The sequence below is a fragment of the Saccharospirillum impatiens DSM 12546 genome, from assembly GCF_000423605.1.
In the GTDB taxonomy this organism is placed as follows: Bacteria; Pseudomonadota; Gammaproteobacteria; order Pseudomonadales; family Natronospirillaceae; genus Saccharospirillum; species Saccharospirillum impatiens.
The window spans coordinates 1-21225 of record NZ_AUIH01000037.1; the positions used below are offsets into that span (position 1 = coordinate 1).

Consider the following 21225-nt stretch of genomic DNA (forward strand, 5'->3'; position numbering starts at 1 on the left):
GGAACTGGCTAACGCGCAAGTGAACACGATCCGGCTAAAGCTGTGTAAGGTGGCGGCCATCGTCATACACAATACGCGCCGAATTCGCTTCCTGCTGCCCAGTCATTACCCATATCAAGGACTGTTTGAAACCGCACTGAACAACCTGAACTCGACATAGCCATAACCAGTGCTGACCCGGCACACTTTAAACAACGGGGTAAGGGGAAGTGTGCCTGAAAATCGGGAATCCGGGTCAAAATCGACCTGTAGCTGTGGAGCTGCTCGAAAACATTCAACAAATTCTATGCAGTGCTACTTTAGGCTGTTTGGTGAAATATCCGGGCTAGCCACTGCTTTGACTTCGCAAAGGGCCCGGGGTATATCTGAGTACAGACAAGGCCAGGCACACTCTGGCCTTGGCGCACGAATCGACTGACCAACAACAATAACAGACCGGGCCGAATCACGTTCGACCCGGACGTCGAGGAAATCGCCATGAGCCCAACCGCCGACCAGTTGCGGACGTTCAGCCGATGCATCCTGAATCTCCCGGACCCGGCCGAAACGACCGATCCACAGGACTGGCTTTCAGAAGCCGTTGCCGCTTTGCAGCCACTGGTTAAATTCGACTCCGCCTGGTGGGGACAGGTCGAGGCTGATCACGCTGCAGGTGTGGCCAGAAACGTCATGCACGGCAGCCATGGGTTAAGCCCCCGTTTTGCCCTTGAATGGAACGCCATTTCCTGCAGCGACGACTTCGCTCGTGCCTCGATAAACCGACTGGGGGAAGCCATCGTGCTGAACCACTCGGAAGACCTTGCCGAAAGCACAGACGTCACCCACTTCGCACTGAAGCACGGGCTCCACCACTGCATGGCCGTGACGTTGCGGTTTCGGGCCAGCGGTCTGTTATTTTTCATATCCCTGTATCGCAACCACACCGGCCCGGATTTTACCCCGATGGAGGCCCTGTGGCTGGAAGAATTCAGCACCCATTTGCTGGACGGCTGGGTCCACTGCCTGGCACTGGCCAATCAGGGACGATTCCGCGACCACTGGGACAGCGCCGCCCTAACCAATGCCGCCGGTCGAATTCTGTACATTGGCAAAGAACTGAGCCATCTGCTGGACGATCAGTTCGAAGACTGGCAAGGCACGGAAATGCCCGACGCTCTGGTCCGGTCACTCACCACCAAGCGCCGCTCGCCCTATCGGCGTGACCGAACCGGGCTCCTGGTTCAGCCCTTCGGCAAACTCGCCTCGTTCACCCTCTGCCGCGATGCATACCGAATGCCACCACCCCGGGAACTGAGCGCAGCTCTGTTGTACGCAAAAGGTCAGTCGTACAAAGAGGTGGCACGGTCTCTGGGTGTAACACCGGCAACCGTTCGAACGTACCTGAGGCAGGTCTATAGTCAGTTGAACGTTAACAACAAAATGGCGCTTGCTACCGCCTTGCACAAGGCAGGCTACGATACCGGAAGCGCACCCGCCCCGACTCCTGGCCCTTTGGCCCGCGAACCCGCCGACACTGCCTGAACCTCCCCGAATATTCAATTGAACAAATTGAAGCACTGATTTATCTCAAAATTCAACAAGTTAGCGACAATCCCAAACGCCCATGCCCTTTTTTGAGGCACAACGACTTGCCTAATGGGCGTTTGCTGTTAGTATCAATGTTCAATTGAACATCTAAAAATAACAAACGCATGGGGCTGGTCCTTTCAGGATGTTCAATTCAAGGCATGGAGCCTTAACGTATGGACCGCACCCAATGGAGAACCAACCATGAACCTGCAAAAGAAAATGCTCTCCCGCCTCTCACCCACAGCCACCCTGATGGCGACCGCTTTACTGCTGGGCTTCAGCAGCCAGGCGTTGGCCGAATGTGAACGTGGCGCGCTCGATACCATGTATTGCGACACCGACGGTGACCTGGTCGCCGATCTGCCTACCGATGAATCGCAATGGGTTGACCCGGACACCCTGATTTTCGCCTATACGCCGGTTGAAGACCCCGCCATTTATTCCGACATCTGGCAGCCCTTTATCGATCACCTGGCTGAGGTGACCGGCAAAGATGTGCGCTTTTTTGCCGTGCAATCCAACTCGGCCCAGGTAGAAGCGATGCGCAGTGGTCGTTTGCACGTCGCCGGTTTTTCAACGGGCCCGACACCCTTCGCGGTGAATCTGGCCGGCGCGGTACCCTTTGCGTTAATGGGCTCAAGCTCGGGCCAGTTTGGCTATTCATTGCAGGTGTACACCCATGTCGATTCCGACATTTATGAAATGGCCGACCTCAAAGGCAAGCGCGTCGCGCACACGTCGCCAACCTCCAATTCAGGCAACCAGGCACCCCGTGCCCTGTTCCCGGAAATGGGCATCGTACCGGGTGAAGACTATGAAATTTCATTCTCCGGTAGCCACGACCAGTCCATGCTGGGCGTCGTCGCCAAGGATTACGATGCGGCACCGGTAGCATCAGAGGTCGTCGAACGCATGGCCGCTCGCGGACTCTATGACGAGGACGATGTCCGTCTGGTCTGGGAATCGGATCGTTTCCCGACAACGTCTTACAACCATGCCTATAACCTTCACCCTGATTTGGCCGAGAAAGTGCGTGAAGCTTTTTATACCTTCAAGTTTGCTGGCACTGAACTGGGCGATGAGTTTGAAGGCGTCGAAACGTTCATTCCGATCACTTATCAGAATAACTGGCGCGTGATCCGCACCATCCAGGCATCTAATGGTGTTCAATACACCCGTGATAATCTTCAATAAGAAAAACGGGTGTCTCCGCCTTCTGGGCGGAGGCACCTGCGGGAGTGAAACACATGCTAGAGATTACCAACCTCGAAAAGCGATATGGTCGCAACGACCCGGTGCTCAAAGGTCTGAACCTCAGGGTTGAAGGCAGCAGTGTCGTATCCATCGTTGGCGCGTCCGGTGCCGGCAAAAGTACCATGCTGCGCTGCATCAACCGTCTGGTCGAGCCAACCTCGGGGTCGATAAAGCTCAACGGCCACGAACTGGTCAATCTTCGCGGCAGCGAACTGCGCCGTGCTCGTCGACGTATTGGTATGGTTTTTCAGGGGTTTAACCTGATCGATCGTCTGTCGGTTATGGAGAACGTGCTGTCTGGTCGCCTGGGTTATGTCTCGTTTTTTCAGGCGTTGACCCGTCGCTTTCCGCAATCGGACATAGACCGCGCATTTAGCCTGATGGAGCGCGTGGGCATTGCACACTATGCCAACAAACGGGCTGATCAACTGTCGGGTGGTGAGCGTCAGCGAGTGGCTGTCGTACGTGCCCTGATGCAAGAACCGGAAATTCTACTGGCCGATGAGCCAACCGCCTCACTGGACCCTAAAACCTCGCAGCAGATCATGAGTTTGTTGCAAACACTGGCGAGTGAAATGTCGCTGCCGGTATTAATCAACATTCACAACGTGACGCAGGCGCGGATGTACACCGACCGCATTGTCGGCATGCGCCACGGCCAGATGATTTTCGACGGTGCACCCAAAGAGTTCAATCAGGATGCACTGGATGCCATCTATGGCGGTATCGAGTCACCGGAAGAAGACGGCGCCGACCCTGAACACCAGACGACTCAGGAGGCGTTGGCATGACACCGGACAAAACAACTGCCGACGTACCGTCGGTCAGGGTCTGGAAAAAGCCACCGTTCATCGCCAACCCCTGGGTTCGCTATGGCTTGATGGCCGTCACCCTGATTTACCTGTATTGGGCATTCTCAACACTGCCGTTCAACTGGACTCGCATTGCCGAAGGCCTGCCTCGTGCGGCCCAGATTTTTGGTGGCGCCTTTCCTCCGAGCTTCGAACGCGGCGGCCTGTTATGGACCGGTTTCAAGGAGAGTTTCCAGATCGCGTTTCTGGCCACCTTGCTGGGCGTTTTCCTGTCGGTACCGATCGCCGTCATGGCGGCCAGAAATGTAGCACCCTTGCCGGTCTATTTGCTGGGTCGCACCATCATCATCATCTCGCGCAGCTTTCACCCGGTCATTGTCGCTATTCTGTTTGTTGCAGCGGTTGGCTTCGGTCCGCTGGCCGGCATTCTGACCCTGACACTTTACTCCATCGGCTTTGTGGCCAAGTTGCTGGCTGAAGAGATCGAAGAAATCGACTGGGGGCAGGTGGAGGCCATGCGCTCGGTAGGCGCGGGTTACCTGAAAATGCTGGTCTACGGGGTGTTCCCTCAGATTATGCCACGCCAGATCGGGCTGTCCATGTACCAGCTCGACAGCAACCTTCGCGCCTCGGCGGTGGTCGGGATTGTGGGTGCCGGTGGTATCGGTGGCACGCTCATGAACGCCTTCGGCCGTTATGATTACGATTTCGCATTTGCCATTCTACTGATGATCATTGGCATCATTCTGGTCAGTGAAGGCATCAGCGGTTGGGTGAGGAAAAAAGTATGGTAGATCACGCTGCAAAACTGGCTGACCATGTTTGGTCTCGTTACGACAAAAAAGAACAGTGGACTCGCTATGCCGTTTATCTGGCAACACTGATCGCCGTTGTTTGGGCGATCCACGACATCGATATTTTCTGGCCCTGGGTATGGGATGCTCCCAATCAGATTCAGAGCCTGGGCGCGCGCATGTGGCCACCGCAATTCAATACCTGGAACGCGATTTTCAATGCCATGCTCGAAACCGTGCACATCGCCACATTGTCGACACTGCTGACGATATTCATCGCCTTGCCGGTGTCTTACATCGCGGCGCAGAATACAACGCCGAACAAGGCAACACTGTGGCTGGGCCGGTTCATTCTAGTGTCGAGCCGCTCAGTGAACACCATCATCTGGGCGCTGTTGTTTGTGGCCATTTTTGGTCCGGGTGTTCTGGCGGGTATTCTGGCCGTGATGTTTCGCTCGGTGGGCTTCATCGGCAAATTAATGGGTGAAGCCATTGAAGAAATTGACCGCCGCCCGGTAGAAGCCATGCAAGCAACCGGCGCCAGCAAGATGAAGGTTGTGTTGTACGCCATTGTGCCTCAGGTGATGCCCGCTTTTTTTGCCATCATTATCCTGCGCTGGGATATCAACATTCGCGAGTCCACCGTACTCGGGTTGGTCGGCGCCGGTGGCATTGGTGTGTTACTGCAAGGGTCTATCGACCTGTTTGCCTGGCAAACCGTGGCCACCATTCTGCTGGCGATCGTCTTTCTGGTAATCCTGGGCGAAGCCATCACCAGCATTTTGCGCAAAAAGGTGATCTGACTCCGGCCCGGTGCCGCTCCGCGATAGCGCCCGGCGCCCGGCACCAACTGGAATGAGAGCGCTATGTCGAATAGTATTGGATTTGGCAACAGGGACGCTCTGATAACCGGACAGGACCAGACTGACGCAGGCTGCGTATAACGTTACAAAGGGCTGACTGACAGTGTATTTATTCTAATGGGCGCCAAAGAACGGCAGTACAGCATTCTGGAATGGGTGCGTGAGCAGGAGCATGTCGAGGTTGAAGACATTGCCCGGCGCTTTGGTGTGACCACCCAGACCATTCGACGGGACATTAACCGGCTGTGCGAGCAAGGCTTGTTACGCCGACGCTACGGCGGTGTCAGCCTGCCGGGCAGCGCGTCCAAAAGCCCCATAAGCGACCCCCTAGTGCGCAATCTACCGGCGAAACAACAGATGGCCCGGCGCGTCGCTGCAGACATCCCTGAGAACGCGACCGTCAGCCTGGGGGTTGGCAGCAGCATTGAACTGGTTGCCCGGGCGCTGATCCATCACCAATCGCTGCGCATTCTAACCAACAATCTCAGTGTGGCCTCGGCATTGTCCGCAAACCCGGGGATCGAAGTGATTGTCTCCGGTGGCCAATACCGCCACAACGATCACGACGTGGTCGGGCCGGAGGTCACCAACTTCTTCAGCTCCTTCATTACCGATTACGGCATCATCAGCACCGGCAGCATGGATTTGCACCATGGTTTGATGGACTACGACATTCGCGAAGCCGAAGTCAGCCGCGCCATTATATCCAACACGCGGGCTCGTTTGCTTGTGGCAGATCAGAGCAAATGGACGCTTAATTCGCATTGCAAAGTTGCCTCATTCAAATACGTAGACCGATTCTACACGGATGTAATGCCTGCCAGTAAACGCGCCGATTTACCCAATTCCGTAGACATCATCGAGTGTGCCGAAGCAGAACCGGAATTTGAACAGGAGGATCCTTTGTCAGTCAGCAACCTCTGATCTGCCATCCGACAGAGACTCCCAACCACGATTAGGGACATCTGACGTCCGTTCCGCTAGGCTTTGTTAACCATGCAAATACCACCCTTTCGTAAACAGGGCATCCAACGTGTCTCAACCGATCGATCTGGCTAACAGGCTGAACCGAAACCGGAGACGATTCCTGGTCGGACGCCACCGGGAAAAAGCGGCAATGGAAGCATTTGCCACCGCTTCCCCGACACAACCCGGGCTGGTCATTCATGTGTGTGCCCCCGGTGGGGTCGGCAAAACGACCCTGTTAAAAGACTTCCTTCAGGATACCCGATACGACAGCCCTATCTTGTGGCTCGATGCCCGCAACGTACCGCCCAATCCAGCATTACTTGCCGGTGCCATTCAGGCTCTGCGCGAGGAACAGGGTGTCGGGCACGCGCAGCCGCATTTACTGATCATCGACACCTTTGAATGCCTGGCACCCATGGAGGGCTGGCTGAGAGAGATTTTTATACCCTCACAGTCACTGGGTTTCAGGCTCATTCTGTCCGGTCGCAACCCGCCCGCCCTTGAGTGGCGAACCGACCCGGTGTGGATTGATGAACATAGTCAGATAACCCTGTCACCGTTTACCGATACAGAAGTCAATGAATACCTGGCTCTGCGCGGCATTGATAACGCAGGCTTTGACCGCGCCCGGCAGTTCGCCCGGGGTAACCCGCTGGCACTTGCCCTCTACTCTGACTCAATGGGCAGGGATGAGGGGCTCTCTGACAGCCTCGCCCGCAGCTGGCATCAGCGACTTGTCGACAGCCTGGAAGACAGTCGCCAGCGGGCTGCACTGGAGGCCTGCTGTGTCGTGCGACACATTGATGAACCCATGCTGGCCAGCATGCTCAGGCTGGAGCACAGCGAGGCCAACTTCCTATTTGGCTGGCTGGCATCTCAGTCGTATATTGAAACCGGAAATAGCGGTCTGTTTCCTCACGATCTTTTACGCCAAGCATTCACCGGGGAACTCAGGCAACGTCAGCCAAACCGACTGATCGAGCTTGGAGACCGGGCGTTTACCTACGTTCATGACCGGCTGGAACAGGGCGTAGAAAACCGACTGGGGTTAATTCAAGACGCCTTCTTTCTTCTGCGGGATATCGACATTCAGCAAAACATGAGCGAGTCGAATTCGATCACTGTTTACGTAGACAGTATTCGCCCGGCTGACTGGCCGACCATCGACAATATGGTTCGACGTTTTGAAAGTGACGGGACAGTCGACCTGGTCCACCAGTTGCACGCCAGCCAGCCTGAGTCTCTGACCGTCGTACGAGACAGCACTGACAAAGCGATCGGTTTCTTTCAGATTCTGAGCGTTGACCGGTTACCTGCACACTTGCTGGAAGCTGACCCCGTGTGCGCTGAGTTCCTGTCCATGGCAAGACAGACATTGAAGCACTCGGGCTCCGTTATTTTGAACCGATTCTGGATGCATGGTGATCAGGATATGGCGGCGTCATCTGTCTACACACAAGCCTTTTCGCACGTAGCCTTCCTATCAGTCAGCGCCACGCCAGCGGTGATGGGCAGTATTCAGGGAGACACCGCTGAATGGCGGCAGGCACAGGCCCGCTTTGGTCACCCGGAAGCGCCAATACAGGCAGCAGAACGTCGCGGCACGCCAGCCATGTTCATTTACCAGGACTTGAGCGCCAACGCCAGAGCCGGCATAAACTGGCTACGGCATGCCTATCGCCACGCATTCAGCCTTGAAGGTCTACCAGCGACAACGACAACCGAGCCGTTACCCGATCAAAAGGCATTTAAGAGCGCTCTGCGTCAGGCGTTTCGCAGCGCCACCCGACTCGATCGACTGCAAAGCAACGCCCTGCTCGACTGCAAACTGCTGCTGCAACACGGCCCGGACCAGGACCGGGTAACCCGGGCGCAACAGCTTCGACACCTCCTTGAAACAACCTGTGAACGGCTCGAGGCGCAAGCCACCACACTCAACCATGCGCGGGTGTTGCAATCCACCTATCTGCGGCCGGCCCCTAGCCAGCAAGCCGCGGCTGATCGCCTGGCCTTGTCCTATGCCACTTACCGCCGCCGTCTGACAGAAGCCCTGAAGCTGGTGGAGTCGGAATGGTGGGCTGAAGAGCTCAAGCTGCGCGAAAACTGAACAAAAAATGGAGCAGATTGTGAACCCTGACCCTCGTACAGTGAATTAACATTCGCTGAAGGAATAGACGGTCATGGATATCACACGCCTAATACCCCCCAAGTACCTGCGTCAGGGACTGATCAGCCTGATGATAGCCCCCGCGTTGCTTTTGAGTGGTTGCGGCAGCAGCTCCGATGATGGCCCCGGTGAGACCGACGATACAGAAGATACGAGCGATAGCGACCAGGACCCGGTCGACAGCCTGACAGCGCCCACGGTATCGGTAAACTACGACAACTGGCGCCTCCATTTCAGCTGGCCGGAAGTAGCCGGTGCAGACTACTACCGCCTCTTTGAAGATCCGGACAGCATGACTGGCTATACGCAGCTCGGGCCGGATATGACCAGCAATGAATACGTCTACAACATCAACCTCAGCGAAGGAACCGATGCCCGGTTTATCGTCGAAGCCTGTGACTCTGAACAATGCCTCGATTCCAGTGAAGTCACATTGGACGCAGTGTCTTCCGGTATTACACCCATCGCCTTCAGTGGAGATACAGCTCCGGGCATGGGCGGTGCCGTGTTCAGCAGCGACTTTGGCACCTCATTTGATTTCGATGTAAACGACCAGGGTGTCGTTGCCCTGCTGGGTGTGACCAACCAGACCGACAGCAGCGGCAGTGCCCGCGATGGTGTGTTCACATATGAGTCAGGATCCGGGTTGACCCTCGTGCAAGCTGACGATGCGACCCTGCCCGAAAGCGATGCCAGCTACAACGGTTTTTACGATGTCTGGATCGCCAACAGCGGCAGCATTCTCTTTGGCGGGTTACTCAATCTTGATAACACCCTGACCGACGATGTTGACGGATTCAATAATGAGGTCCTGTTGCGCAATACCTCCGGTACAACAGCATTATTGGCCCGTGAAGGCGAACCCGCGCGGAACGGAACCACCTTCCCGACACTGGACGCCGGCGCCAGTGTCTACTTCAGTGAAAACATCACCACCAACCGGGTTTTTACCAACATCAGCATTAATGCGTCGGGTGGCATATCCTTTCAACTGGGATCCAACACAGACGCCTTTCGCAGTGATGATGATTCAACCTTCACAGACCCAACGATCTGGTCAATCAAAGAAGATGGTACGAAGCTCCAATCGCTGAGTGCCAACCAGACGGAACTCCCGGGAAGTCTTGATATCGCGTCTTTCAGCGCATTCAAACAATACAGCCAGAATGCAGCAGGCCAGCTAGCTTACGGCCTGGCTCTTGCCAGCCTGCCAAACACCACAAACTCCGGGGTATATGTCCGGGATACAGACGGCTCAATCACCGAAGCAGCCCGAGAAGCGGGCGGATCGGCCAGCGACTACATTGACCGGCTGCAAGCCGCCACGGTAAAGATCACAGATAACGGAGAGATATTCTACTTCACCCAACGGAACGTCGCGGGTGTCGGCAACAGAGGCCTTTACACAAACGCAACCGGCACCACCAATACCCGGATCGCCCGCATTGGCCTGCCATTCCTGCTTGAGAATGGAACCACCCAGGAAATCACCGGCTTCATTGGCGGTGGGCGCTCATTTTCAGCAAGCGACGACGCCGCTGCGTTCCTGGTGAATGCCGGTTTGACCGACACCGAAGACGCCTTGATTGTGTGGCAAAACGGCAGCGCAAAGCGTCGTTTCCAGGAGGGCGACCCGGTACGCGCACTGCTGGACAGTTCAACGGTTGATCTCGATCTGGTGTCCGTTCCGGGAACAGGGCCGCGAATTGAAATGAACGACAGCGGCTGGATTGGTTTTCAGGGGCTCACCGCATTGGGCACTGAAGCGTTGTTTGCCTCAAGCCCCAATGGGTACACTCGATTGATTGTGCGCGAAGGGCAGCCATTCTCGGTGGACGGTACAGCCTATGGTACGGTCATGGAAGTACTCGACTTTCAAATCGACAACGCAGCGACCCTGACCGTGGGTTTGCGTTTTGTCGGCGGCACCAATGGCATTTTCAGTTTCACCCTGTGCGGTGCCGACGAGCCTTGCTAACGAATCGGCCGGCTTGCAGCGGGTTACCAGCTGTACCCGGCCGCACTCGTTTTACACTTTCTCGGGCACATGCAAAGGCCCGAGACTGCTCAGATAACTCGATGAAGCTGTGTACTGAGGGTAGGTTACCCTGGAGTCGCGAAAGCTTTTCAATGGCTGCCCCAGCATCAGAACTCCGCGTTCACGGCTCCGTCTGACCCGCTCGAGATCAACCACAGTGGTCATTAGTGTCTGACGTTCTCCGGCCTGTTTTAAAACCTCGCCGTCCGGTCCGACAATGATCGACTGACCATTACCCAGTGCGCCACAGCTGTTGATGTCGAAAAAATAACATTGGTTAGTGCCCGCACTTGCCCTGGCTATAGACAGCTCCAGATCCCGGTCATCGGTGTTGGTCAGCGTTGGGTGCAAAATCACCTCGGCCCCCATCGAACACAGTGCGCGTGTCGTTTCCGGAAACCACATATCGTAGCAAATGGACACGCCAAAACGGCCCACACCTTCGATGTCGAACACGGTATGCTGATCGCCGGCTGAAACGCCTTGCTCATAAGGCAGAAAGGGAAATAGCTTGCGGTGCCTGGCGACCACCTCGCCTTGCGGATTAATAACGGAAGTCGTGTTGTACACTTCACCTTCGTACAGCTCATATAACGACCCGTTAACCACCCACAGGCCCTGCTTACTCGCCAGTGAGCAGAAAAAATCCTCTGTCGGGCCCGGCAACGGTTCAGCACTGGCAACCGAGACTCCCTTGGCCGCCAACTCACCCAGCACGACCATGTCGATCCAGGGAAAACGCCGTTTGGCTCCGGCAACAAGCTGGCTGATGGCTTTCAAATTATCGCCCGTGGTGGCATCGAGCTGGATGCCGGCAATTGCAAACTCTGTCATGACTGACTCTCCGATACAGGGTAGAAGCAGGCGTAACCGTGGTTTGCCTCCTCCTCGATATAGGGGGGTGCTTCTTTACGGCAACGGTCCGCTGTCGACGGACATCGCCCGGCAAAGGGACAGCCGTGTGTTACGTTAGGCCGGTCCGAATCTCTGGACATTAACAAGGCAAGCTCGCGACGTTTGCCCGGGGTGATGCTGGGCACAGCATCAATGAGCGCACGGGTATAGTGATGACGGGGGTTGTCCAGAACCGCTCGGGTTGGACCCGATTCAACCCGATTGCCCAGATACATCACCATGATTCGATCGGCAACGAACGAGACAGAACCCAGATCATGTGAAATAAACACCATGCTTAATGAAAGCCGCGTCTTCAGTTCTTTCAAAAGCATCAGAATCTGGGCCTGCACGGAGACGTCAAGCGCTGCGGTGGGTTCATCCAGAATCAACAGTTTCGGCTCCTGCGCCAGTGCCCTCGCAAAAGCTATTCGCTGCAGTTGCCCGCCGGAAAATTCATGGGGGAATCTGTCCAGATGTGGCTCACCCATGCCCACCAGATTCAGGTATTCGATCACCTTTGCACGACGCAGTTTCTTTCTCTCCCGAAAACCGCTTGCCGCGGCCAGCGCCCCATAGCGAAAAGCCTCTGCGACCAGATCGATTACCTTCATTTTCGGATTCAGCGATGAATACGGGTCCTGAAATACAATGGCGATACCCTCGTTACGGTGCGCTGAGTTTTCTTCTCCCGGCTGATACAGTTTTCGATCCTGAAACGAAATATCGCCACCGTCAGACCGGTCCAGTCCAATCAGCAAGCGGGAAAGCGTGCTTTTGCCACACCCGCTCTCACCAACAACCGCCAGCACTTCGCCATGGGCAATATCCAGATCAACCGCGTTGACGGCAGTAAAAGGGCCTTTCCGGGTTTGATAGATCTTGGACAGCCCGCGTACTTTTAGGGTATTGAGCATATTGGCCGCTGTCATGAGAATTCAACCTCTTGCTCACTGGTCAAATGACAGCGATAACGCTGCCCATCGTTAAGTGCTCGCACTGGCGGTGACTCATCACACACCGGGAGCCTCCGGTCACAGCGCTCTTTGAAAGCACAGCCCCGAATCGGCCGGCTGAGGTCCGGTACCTGACCTGAGATATACTCCAGAACCGTTGCACCGCCTCTGATATCGGGTACCGTTGCCATCAACTTACGGGTATAGGGGTGGGCCGGTGATCTCAGTACATCCGACATCTGACCCGACTCAATTATTTCCCCGGCATACATCACTTCGACGCGATCACACAGCGATGCAACCACGCCAAGATCATGGGTAATCAGCAACACAGACAAGCCTTCCTCTCGGGCCAGGCTCTGCAACAATTGCAGGATTTCAGCCTGCACGATGACGTCAAGCGCCGTGGTGGGTTCATCAGCGATCAACACGCGCGGCTGGCACACCAGCGCCATGGCAATCACCACCCGTTGAATCTGCCCACCCGATAGCTGATGCGGGTATTTTTTCAATACCTGCGCCGGGTCGGGCAATTGCACGCGCGACAGTTTATCGAGTAATACAGGAAGCACCGTTTTACGTGAGACTTTCCCGCTGGCCAGAGCCACGTCAGTCAGTTGCTGTTCAATGGTAAAAAATGGATTCAGGGCCGTCAGTGGGTTCTGAAAAATAATGGCCGCGTGCTGGCCGGCCAGAGATTTACGATTACCCCGCGGACTCAGCGACTGACTCCGACCGAGCCACTGACATTCTCCCGTTACTTCGGCGGAATCCGGCAGCAAACCCATCGTCGCCATAGCCGTCATCGTTTTTCCAGAGCCCGACTCGCCCACCAGCGCAACAATTTCACCCTCATCCAATGACAGTGACACCCCTCTAACCGCGCGAACCGTTTTGCGAATAGAGGGAAAGCTAACGTTCAGGCCAGTTACCGATAAAAGTGTCGTCATTGCTGGCCCCTCGATTTAGGGTCAAGAATATCCCTCAGCCCGTCGCCAATCAGATTGACTGCAAGCACCGTCACGAAAATGGCCAGCCCGGGAAATGCCGCCGTCCACCAGTAATCGAGAAACTTTGACCGTGACAGAGACACCATCAGCCCCCACTCAATGGCCGGTGGTTTGGCACCGATGCCAATGAAGCTAAGGGACGCTGCCGCCAGAATCGTGTAGCCAAAATCCATTGACGCTTGAACCAGTGCAGGCGTCCAGGCATTGGGCAAAATGTGTCGCACCAGAATCTTCAGGTGGCTGATGCTCATAGTGCGGGCCGCACTGACATAGAGGTTGGAGCGAATCGACATCACAGCACCCCGCATAATGCGGGCATACCAGGGAAACCAGGAAATCGCGAGAGCGATCATGGCGTTAATCAGGCTCGGCCCTAATGCTGCAGTAATCGCGATGGGTAGCAGCAGAGGCGGAAACGCCAGAAAGACATCGGTCAGCCGCATCAGAATCGAATCCAGCCGGCCACCAAAATACCCTGACACCAGCCCTATGGGGATACCAATGGCCATGGCGACTGCGATCACGTTGATGCCGATGATCAGCGAGGTTCTGGCACCAAACATCACTCTCGACAAAATGTCCCGTCCGAGATCGTCGGTTCCCATCCAGTGAGCCCAGCTCGGTCCTTCCAGCTTAACCGAAAAATCAATGTTATTGGGGTCGTAGGGTGCCAGCCAGGGAGCAAACAACGCAGTCAGCAGAATGATCAGGAACAAACCCAGGCCAAGCACGAACAGTTTGTTGCGGCCGACAAAATCCCCCATCAGGGCAGCACGACCCGGTTCGAATGGACCCTCATGGCATTCCGCACCCCGGGTATTGGTTCTGCCCACTGGCATCGTTTCACTGGCTGACGTTTTCGACAAGGTCATTTCAGCTCCAGTCTCGGATCGACCAGGTGATAAAGCAGATCGATAACCAGGTTAAGGGACAGATAAATCACAGCCAGCAACAAGGTTGCGCCCATCACAGCAGGGAAATCGTTGCGTGTTATTCCCCCCACGGCATACCCGCCCATTCCGGGCCAGTCGAAAATAAATTCAACCACAACAGAGCCACCCAGCATGTAGCCATAAGCGAGCCCAATGACCGTTAGCAACGGAATCAGTGTCGCCTTCAGGGCGTACTTGTAATACACCTTACGACTGCCGACCCCGTAAGCCCGGAGCGTGCGGATGTGATCCTGTTGCAACACCTCAACCATGGTGTTTCGGGTAATCCGGGTAACCACAGCCATCGATGCCATCGCCAGCGTTACCACCGGCAGCACCAGATGCAAGGCGGCACTTTTGAACGCCTCCCACTGCCCCGCCAACAAGCTGTCGACCAGATAAAAACCAGTGCGCTGCGCGAACGGAAAATCCAGTGCAATCTCAGCGTCGATTCGGCCCTGTAATGGAAACCAGCCCAGACGACCGTAGAACACCATTTGCATCAGCATCGCGATCAAAAAAACCGGTAATGCCATACCCGCGATGGACGTGGTTCTGACAACGTGGTCCGGCCAGGTATTCTGGCGAACAGCAGAAAGCACACCCAACGGAATACCGACAACAATGACAATCGTCAGCGCCAGCGTGGTGAGCTCGAACGTAGCCCCAAACCGATTAAACAGATCACTGGTTACCGGTTGTCCGGTGCGCAGGCTGGTGCCGAGGTCGCCTTGAGCCAGGTCTCTTAGATACACCAGAAATTGCACGGCCACCGGTTTATCGAGCCCAAGCTCGGCGCGAGCGGCCTCTATCTGTTCAACCGAGGGGCGATGCCCCAGCATCATTTCAACCGGCGACCCGGGCAAAACACGACTCAGCAAGAACGTCAGCGTCAACACACCCAGCAGAATGAAAAACATCTGAACGAGCCGCTGGGCCAGATAGGTCTTCATGGCAGTTTCCTGACGATTGAATGCAGTGAACAAAGGTCCCCCGAGCGCAAGGCCAACAAGCCGAACCGCCCGGAGGTTAGCGACTACTGTTCGTACAAATCGTAAAAGAAGACGGCATTATAAGCGGGGTTCTCCTGAACCCCGCCAATGTCTGTCGCCCGGGCAACGCGCGATTGAATGTCGGCGTAAAAAATAGCCACGGCATCGTCAACCAGAATGCGCTGAGCTTCCTCATAATTCTGCACGGCGGCCTCACGATCATAGCCTTCCAGTGCAGCCCCCTCAGTGACCAGACGGTCGTACTCCGGGTTTGAATAATGCGACAGGTTGAACAATGTGCTGTCTTCGGTACGGAACAATCCGATCAGCCAGTCGTTCGGTGTGGGATAGGTTGGCCACCAGGTCATGGATTGAAGATTGGGTGCCGTACTGAGGTCTTTGGCCCGGTTCCAGATAACACCCCAGTCGCCCGGCAACAAATCAACGTCTACGCCCACCTGTGCAGCCATCGCCTGAAACAGCAACGCCGAGTTCTTGTAGGCTTCATCGGTGCCGATGTAAGCCATGCTGATCTCCCAGTCAGACTCCGGGATGCCGGACTCATTCAACAGCTCCCTTGCACGTTCAAGATCAAACGTCGGGTTCTGCAGATCACCATTGTGGCCCCACATGGTTTTAGGAATCGGCCCTTCGCCCACAGAGGCATGACCATCGTATACTTCGTTCACAACGCTGTCGTAATCCCAAAGGTGGGTAAGCGCCTGACGAAAAGCTCTGTTATCGGTAGGGTATTTCTGCGTGTTGATCAGGAACTGAGAATTTTTCCAGGACGGTACTGCATAGGAACTGAGGCCCACTTCCTGATCAACCCGATCGACAATATCGGCCGGTACCAGTGAAATAAAATCGGCTTCACCAGACATCAGCATCTGCACCTGAGTGGCGTTTTCAGTTACAACGCGCAAGATAACACGGTCGTACTGATTGGCCTCCCAGCCCCCCCAATACTGATCAAACGCTTCCAACACCACCTGCTGACCCTGAGACCACTGGCGCACCTGATAAGGGCCCGTACCGGCGGCGTTACCCTCATTGAACCAGTCAGTCCCTTGCTCGGCAGCATCCGGTGAATAGATATAGGCGCCGTACTGTGACGACGCGATCAGATCAATCGGTTGTGGGGTTTCGGTGGTGATCACTAACTCATGGGTGTCGATGGCTTCAATGCTCTCAACACCTGCCCAGATGTACCAGGCGCCCTGGCGCATTTCCCGGGTACGATCCAGAGACAGTTTGGCGGCTTCTGCGTTGAAAGGTGTCCCATCCTGAAACGTCACACCTTCACGCAGGGTAAACGTCCAACTAAGTCCATCGTCCGACACGGACCAATCGGTAGCGAGTGCCGGTGTGAATCGCTCGTCGGCACCTTCAGGGTTATACCAAAGCAGCGGTTCATACACGTTTGCCAGCATCACCACTTCCAGTGAAAAAGCGGCAGCCGGATCCCAGTCTTTAATATCGCCATACATGGCATAGGTGAGTGTGCGGGCATGAGCTACCGTCAGGGACAAGCTAATAGCGACCCCCAACAACAGAATCTTGATGGCTTTCATGGAGAATCCTCCTAATTATTATGTCAAGAAATAGGGTCCGCGCAGTGAAAGACGGTTAGCCGAGCCCTGTCCCGGTAGAGATAGCAAGGAAGGTGCCAAAGAACTCAGATTGCTTTTTTCCTTTAGAAACAATGCCTTGTGAAAACCATTGAGGAACAGAGTGTATTAATAAATGAATAGTCAACACATTATATTCATTTTTGAATAGGTTCTTTGGCAATCGATACGTCGTGTTTTTTCATCATACGTGCGACCGTTGGCTGCGAAACACCCAATTCACGGGCAATATCGACCTGGCGGTGATATTTTTCACAAGCAGCTCTGAGATATTGTTGTTCAACCTGGTTCAAAGCGGCATGAAACGACAACTCCATTGGGTGTCCATGAGATATGTAAAGCCCATCAGACAGATAGCCGGGTAAGTCCTCGACCTGTATTTGCTCATCCGTTGTCATCACAAAAATACGCTCAAGAATGTTTTCCAATTCCCGAATATTGCCGGGGTAGTGGTAGCGACACATAACATCAAGCGCGTCCCGGGAGAGTGTTCGGGTCTGACCGTAACGATCCGACAGGCGCTGCAACACCAGTCGCGCAAGACCCGGCAAATCACTCAGACGATCGCGCAGCGCAGGCAACTCAATGGGCAATACATTGAGCCGGTACAGCAGATCCGACCGAAACGCTCCCTGCTCGACGCGGGCGGCCAGGTTCTGGTTGGTCGCGACAATTAACCGCACATTCACTTCCCTGACCCGGGTATCACCGACCCGAATAAAACGCTGGGTATCGAGGAAAGTAAGCAACTTGACCTGTAAATCCATGCTGAATGAATCGACTTCATCCAACAGCAGGGTTCCGCCGTCTGCCGCCTCAATCAAGCCGGGCTTGCCTCCTTTGCGGGACCCACTGAACGCCCCTTCCGCATAGCCGAAGAGTTCCGCCTCGATCAGCCCTTCGGGTATGGCTCCGCAATTTAACGACAGAAACGGTTTGGCATGTCGATCTGACGTCTCATGGATGAACCCGGCAATCACGCTCTTGCCAGTTCCCGTTTCACCCGTAAGCAGTACGGTAGAATCAAAATGAGCAACCCGAACACAAGTATCAACAATACGCTGCATGACATCGCTGTTGGCCACCAGGCTGCCACTGCCGAAGCGGTCAATCGACAACGCCGTCAGTTCAGACTGAATTTTCTCCTGGATACCGCGCGAGCGATCAATCTGTTCGCGCAGTGCATTAAGCTCTGTCAGGTCACGCTCAGTGCCGACAACCAGACTGACCTCCCCGTTTGCATCGAAGACCGGCACACCATGAACCAGCAAAGTGCGCCCGGAGCGCACCTTTTGAATAATGGCTGTTGGCTTGCCAGTGCGAAGCACCTGATGAGTCACATCACGGTCATAGTTGCCCTGCCCCTGTAACTGGTCAACGGTCTTTCCACAAACCTGATCTCGCCGGATGTCGTTTAATTGCTCACAGGCGGAATTGACCCAGATCAGATACGCGTCCGCATTGCACACCCAAACTCCGTCGGTCATCGCCTCCAGAACCTGGAAAAGCAGCTCCAGACTGACCGATTCACGCAATAGCCCGGGGTTTTCAGAATGATTGAGAGGGAATTCCAGAGACGGCATGGTCAATATTCTTATTTGAATAATTTAGAAAACTGTAGGGGACCGCTCCGAAAAGGTCAACGTTGTCGAGTGCGAGCGCGACCTCGTGGCGACATCCCATTCACAAACGATCCGGTATGCCAGAACGAAGCCATCGGCCGGACAAGTCAGTTGCAGGTCACGGTACCGGCCGACGGCGGTATAGTGGACACACCCCAACAGTGGTCGACATTCGAGAGAACCCAGGTGCGCTCAGCACGCAAGGCTCCTACAATCGTCGCTCAGTACAACCGCCCGAACAACCGGGTGAACAGCCCGGTTCGCCACTGACTGACCATGAGGCCCGTCAGTATCAGCATACAGGCAAGCAGTTTGGTTGAGCTCATCGCTTCACCATAAAACAGAAAGCTGCCCAACAATCCAAAAACAGGCACCAGCAACGTCAGGGGTGCCACGGTCGACAGGGGGTAGCTCACAATCAGGCGGTTCCACAGCCAATACCCCAGTAACGTGGTCGGATAGGCCTGAAAGAACACCGAAAACCAGACCTCCCGATTCATTTGTGCAGGCAATGTCAAAAAGACCTCAGCACCCTGACTAACCCAGGCCACCATTATCAGCGGAATGGGCGCAAACAACATACCCCAGACACTGAACGCAAACACTTCAGCCGTTGCTGCCTTCTTGACGATGATGCCGGTCAAACTCCAACTGATGGCCGCCACCAGAACGAACAGCAACCCGATCAAACTGACTGAGCCATCCTGCAACGTCATGCTGACGGCGAGCCCAGCCAGCGCAAGCCCTGCACCCAGCAGTTTGGGAAGCGTCAATCGCTCTTTCAGCCAGGCCCACCCCAACACCAGACTGGAGACAACGCTCAGTTGCATCAGTAAACCCGCCATGCCCGCCGAGATACCCACCGTGATCGACCAGGTCATCATGCCCCACACCCCGGTGCCAAAGGTCAGCCCGTAGGCGAAGAAGTATCGGGCTGGCACAGCAGGCCTGGCGACGAAAAACACCGCTGGAATGGCCGCCAGCGTGAAACGCAACGCCACCAGTAGCGTGGGGTCAATTTGGTCGGCCCCAAGTTTGATCACCGAAAAGTTGAACCCCCATAAACACATCACAGCGATGCCCAACAGCAAATCGTTCAAACGCATTGTCGCTTCCCCGGCCACATTGAAATCAGAGACCCAGCTTAGCCAGCCTCGAAAACAGTAAACAGATTCAATTTTCAATAAATAAGAGAGTACAATTTCAAGAGAACGGCCGAATGCGTGCATCCCACCCCTTTACGAGGCCCATTCATGCGCTATAAAGCCATCGCCGATCAGATCATCAGCGACATCGAACAAGGCACCCGGGTCGCTGGCACCCGAATGCCGCCCTTGCGCGCGCTGACCAAGCTCTACGGGGTCAGCATGACCACAGCACTCAACAGTTACCGTCTGCTGGAGGAACTCGGCTGGATCATCGCCAAACCCCAGTCGGGCTTTTACGTCACTCAACCCCTCAGCGACCAGAAAACGCCGAAGCCGCCGCTGTTTCGAAGCCACCTGACGGATCCGAACCGCGGGCACGCCAGCCCTCCTGCCATTGCACCGTCTGTTATTCACCCCGGCCCTGGCCCTTTGCGCATCTCGCAGATGAGCCCGTCACTGATGCCGACCGATGCCCTGCAGCGAAGCCTGAAACGCGGCATCCAGCGGTTGGGCCGGCGCCTGCACGAATACCCGGATCGTCAGGGCGAGATAACGCTTAGGCAGGCTTTGGAGCAGCATTTTCTGGGGTATGGGTTTCCGTTTTCCGCCGATGAACTGGTCATCACCAACGGCTGTATGGATGCCGTTCGCGTCGCCCTGGAAGCCACGACCCAAAGGGGGGATGCAGTCGCGATCAGCTCCCCCTGTTTCAGCGGCCTGCTGGAGCTTTTGGCGGGTCTGTCCCGCAAGGTGATCGAGATCCCCTATACCGACGACGGCATTGAACTGGCTCAGTTGGAGCAACACCTTAAAGACGGGACCGTCAAAGCCGGCTTGTTCAGCACCTCCCACATGAACCCTCAGGGCACCAGCCTGTCACCCGCCCAGAAACAGGCGCTGGCTGCGCTGGCAAGCCAGTACCGGACGCCCATCATCGAAGACGACGTTTACATGGAGCTGGGGTATGACAAGGTCGCACCGCTGCCAGCAAAGCACTGGGATTCAGACGGCTATATCCTCTGGTGCGGTTCCGTTTCCAAAACCCTGACAGCAGGCTACCGCGTTGGCTGGTGTCTGCCCGGTCGCTATTTACCGGATGTCGTTCGACGCACCGAGTTCAGCCACTTCGGTGTGAATTCACCCGTTCAAATGGGCCTGGCCGACTTTATTGCCACCGGCCAATACCACAGCCACCTGCAGAAAACGCGCCTTCGACTGGCGCACCATATGCGCCAGTACCGCAACGCATTGGCTGGGTTACTGCCAGCCGACGCAGCATTCAGCAACCCGACCGGGGGCATGGTGTTGTGGGTACAGGTGCCAGGCCTGAACACGCATGAGTTGCTTAAAGCGGCCCGTCAAAATGACATCAGCATCCGCATCGGCTCACACTTCAGCACCCTGCCGCTGTATCGCGATTGCTTCCGGATCAACACCGGCTGGCCGCTGGAGGAAGACACTGAAGAACATCAGGTAGCGAGCAGGCACCTGCACAGGGTGGCAGAGCTGGTGAACAGCCAACTACAGCAGGGGGAAACACAATAACGCAGACTGGGATCAAACAATGCGCTTCG

The 21225-nt window shown here is 55.5% G+C and carries 18 protein-coding genes; 10 read left to right on the forward strand and 8 right to left on the reverse strand.

The genetic code is table 11. The annotated features are described in order from the left end of the window. The first annotated feature begins 4 nt into the window (after nucleotides 1-4). The 9 genes from G565_RS26435 to G565_RS0115525 all read left to right on the forward strand — a co-directional run bounded on the left by G565_RS26435 (nucleotide 5) and on the right by G565_RS0115525 (nucleotide 10406). On the forward strand, nucleotides 5-160 hold the full coding sequence (locus tag G565_RS26435; RefSeq protein ID WP_425413981.1) for a transposase: 156 nt from the start codon (nucleotides 5-7) through the stop codon (nucleotides 158-160). Nucleotides 161-477: 317 nt separating this feature from the next. Continuing rightward, complete coding sequence (locus tag G565_RS24415) at nucleotides 478-1521, forward strand: helix-turn-helix transcriptional regulator (protein ID WP_051208041.1); 1044 nt, start codon at nucleotides 478-480, stop codon at nucleotides 1519-1521. A gap of 249 nt (nucleotides 1522-1770) precedes the next feature. Then, the gene (phnD, locus tag G565_RS0115495; protein WP_028671713.1) at nucleotides 1771-2763 is read left to right on the forward strand and encodes a phosphate/phosphite/phosphonate ABC transporter substrate-binding protein; all 993 of its coding nucleotides are present in this window, start codon (nucleotides 1771-1773) and stop codon (nucleotides 2761-2763) included. A 53-nt stretch (nucleotides 2764-2816) separates the two neighbouring features. Next, nucleotides 2817-3614: a phosphonate ABC transporter ATP-binding protein gene (gene phnC / locus G565_RS0115500; protein ID WP_028671714.1), complete on the forward strand. Its 798-nt coding sequence runs from the start codon at nucleotides 2817-2819 to the stop codon at nucleotides 3612-3614. Next, a complete protein-coding gene (gene phnE / locus G565_RS0115505; RefSeq protein ID WP_028671715.1) occupies nucleotides 3611-4429 on the forward strand; it encodes a phosphonate ABC transporter, permease protein PhnE in 819 nt (272 codons plus the stop codon). Before phnC ends, phnE (G565_RS0115505) begins: the two co-directional genes overlap by 4 nt. Continuing rightward, on the forward strand, nucleotides 4423-5232 hold the full coding sequence (phnE, locus tag G565_RS0115510) for a phosphonate ABC transporter, permease protein PhnE (RefSeq protein ID WP_028671716.1): 810 nt from the start codon (nucleotides 4423-4425) through the stop codon (nucleotides 5230-5232). The genes phnE (G565_RS0115505) and phnE (G565_RS0115510) overlap by 7 nt, the downstream gene beginning before the upstream one ends. A 177-nt stretch (nucleotides 5233-5409) precedes the next feature. Next, a complete protein-coding gene (locus tag G565_RS24420; RefSeq protein ID WP_051208043.1) occupies nucleotides 5410-6216 on the forward strand; it encodes a DeoR/GlpR family DNA-binding transcription regulator in 807 nt (268 codons plus the stop codon). A 109-nt stretch (nucleotides 6217-6325) separates the two neighbouring features. Beyond that, nucleotides 6326-8368: a P-loop NTPase family protein gene (locus G565_RS0115520; protein ID WP_157600104.1), complete on the forward strand. Its 2043-nt coding sequence runs from the start codon at nucleotides 6326-6328 to the stop codon at nucleotides 8366-8368. A gap of 73 nt (nucleotides 8369-8441) precedes the next feature. Next, nucleotides 8442-10406 carry a choice-of-anchor tandem repeat NxxGxxAF-containing protein gene (locus G565_RS0115525; RefSeq protein ID WP_028671718.1) on the forward strand — a complete coding sequence of 655 codons (1965 nt, stop codon included), beginning with the start codon at nucleotides 8442-8444 and terminating at the stop codon, nucleotides 10404-10406. A gap of 51 nt (nucleotides 10407-10457) precedes the next feature. On the opposite strand, the gene G565_RS0115530 is transcribed toward G565_RS0115525, so the two are convergent. From G565_RS0115530 to G565_RS0115565, 8 genes are all read right to left on the reverse strand, one after another. Further along, entirely contained in the window at nucleotides 10458-11300 is an 843-nt protein-coding gene (locus tag G565_RS0115530; RefSeq protein ID WP_028671719.1) for a carbon-nitrogen hydrolase family protein, read from the reverse strand. After that, nucleotides 11297-12292 (reverse strand): ABC transporter ATP-binding protein, encoded by a 996-nt coding sequence (locus G565_RS0115535; RefSeq protein WP_028671720.1) that lies wholly within the window; start codon nucleotides 12290-12292, stop codon nucleotides 11297-11299. Before G565_RS0115535 ends, G565_RS0115530 begins: the two co-directional genes overlap by 4 nt. Next, complete coding sequence (locus G565_RS0115540) at nucleotides 12289-13266, reverse strand: ABC transporter ATP-binding protein (RefSeq protein WP_028671721.1); 978 nt, start codon at nucleotides 13264-13266, stop codon at nucleotides 12289-12291. Before G565_RS0115540 ends, G565_RS0115535 begins: the two co-directional genes overlap by 4 nt. Beyond that, entirely contained in the window at nucleotides 13263-14198 is a 936-nt protein-coding gene (locus G565_RS0115545; protein ID WP_211227191.1) for an ABC transporter permease, read from the reverse strand. The genes G565_RS0115540 and G565_RS0115545 overlap by 4 nt, the downstream gene beginning before the upstream one ends. Then, the gene (locus tag G565_RS0115550; protein ID WP_028671723.1) at nucleotides 14195-15211 is read right to left on the reverse strand and encodes an ABC transporter permease; all 1017 of its coding nucleotides are present in this window, start codon (nucleotides 15209-15211) and stop codon (nucleotides 14195-14197) included. The genes G565_RS0115545 and G565_RS0115550 overlap by 4 nt, the downstream gene beginning before the upstream one ends. Nucleotides 15212-15294: 83 nt before the next feature. Beyond that, entirely contained in the window at nucleotides 15295-16824 is a 1530-nt protein-coding gene (locus G565_RS0115555; RefSeq protein WP_028671724.1) for an ABC transporter substrate-binding protein, read from the reverse strand. A 194-nt stretch (nucleotides 16825-17018) separates the two neighbouring features. Beyond that, complete coding sequence (locus tag G565_RS24425) at nucleotides 17019-18464, reverse strand: sigma-54 interaction domain-containing protein (RefSeq protein ID WP_051208046.1); 1446 nt, start codon at nucleotides 18462-18464, stop codon at nucleotides 17019-17021. Nucleotides 18465-18724: 260 nt separating this feature from the next. Further along, nucleotides 18725-19609 carry an EamA family transporter gene (locus G565_RS0115565; RefSeq protein ID WP_028671725.1) on the reverse strand — a complete coding sequence of 295 codons (885 nt, stop codon included), beginning with the start codon at nucleotides 19607-19609 and terminating at the stop codon, nucleotides 18725-18727. A gap of 147 nt (nucleotides 19610-19756) precedes the next feature. Here G565_RS0115565 and G565_RS0115570 point away from each other — a divergent pair, with 147 nt between their 5' ends. Further along, nucleotides 19757-21196 (forward strand): aminotransferase-like domain-containing protein, encoded by a 1440-nt coding sequence (locus G565_RS0115570; RefSeq protein WP_028671726.1) that lies wholly within the window; start codon nucleotides 19757-19759, stop codon nucleotides 21194-21196. The last annotated feature ends 29 nt before the right edge of the window (nucleotides 21197-21225 follow it).

Bases quoted from the DNA above. Each gene is read 5' to 3' on its own strand.
- G565_RS24415 (WP_051208041.1), top strand. From the start codon at position 478: ATGAGCCCAACCGCCGACCAGTTGCGGACGTTCAGCCGATGCATCCTG.
- phnD (WP_028671713.1), top strand. From the start codon at position 1,771: ATGAACCTGCAAAAGAAAATGCTCTCCCGCCTCTCACCCACAGCCACC.
- phnC (WP_028671714.1), top strand. From the start codon at position 2,817: ATGCTAGAGATTACCAACCTCGAAAAGCGATATGGTCGCAACGACCCG.
- phnE (WP_028671715.1), top strand. From the start codon at position 3,611: ATGACACCGGACAAAACAACTGCCGACGTACCGTCGGTCAGGGTCTGG.
- phnE (WP_028671716.1), top strand. From the start codon at position 4,423: ATGGTAGATCACGCTGCAAAACTGGCTGACCATGTTTGGTCTCGTTAC.
- G565_RS24420 (WP_051208043.1), top strand. From the start codon at position 5,410: ATGGGCGCCAAAGAACGGCAGTACAGCATTCTGGAATGGGTGCGTGAG.
- G565_RS0115525 (WP_028671718.1), top strand. From the start codon at position 8,442: ATGGATATCACACGCCTAATACCCCCCAAGTACCTGCGTCAGGGACTG.
- G565_RS0115530 (WP_028671719.1), bottom strand. From the start codon at position 11,300: ATGACAGAGTTTGCAATTGCCGGCATCCAGCTCGATGCCACCACGGGC.
- G565_RS0115535 (WP_028671720.1), bottom strand. From the start codon at position 12,292: ATGACAGCGGCCAATATGCTCAATACCCTAAAAGTACGCGGGCTGTCC.
- G565_RS0115540 (WP_028671721.1), bottom strand. From the start codon at position 13,266: ATGACGACACTTTTATCGGTAACTGGCCTGAACGTTAGCTTTCCCTCT.
- G565_RS0115545 (WP_211227191.1), bottom strand. From the start codon at position 14,198: ATGACCTTGTCGAAAACGTCAGCCAGTGAAACGATGCCAGTGGGCAGA.
- G565_RS0115550 (WP_028671723.1), bottom strand. From the start codon at position 15,211: ATGAAGACCTATCTGGCCCAGCGGCTCGTTCAGATGTTTTTCATTCTG.
- G565_RS0115555 (WP_028671724.1), bottom strand. From the start codon at position 16,824: ATGAAAGCCATCAAGATTCTGTTGTTGGGGGTCGCTATTAGCTTGTCC.
- G565_RS24425 (WP_051208046.1), bottom strand. From the start codon at position 18,464: ATGCCGTCTCTGGAATTCCCTCTCAATCATTCTGAAAACCCCGGGCTA.
- G565_RS0115565 (WP_028671725.1), bottom strand. From the start codon at position 19,609: ATGCGTTTGAACGATTTGCTGTTGGGCATCGCTGTGATGTGTTTATGG.
- G565_RS0115570 (WP_028671726.1), top strand. From the start codon at position 19,757: ATGCGCTATAAAGCCATCGCCGATCAGATCATCAGCGACATCGAACAA.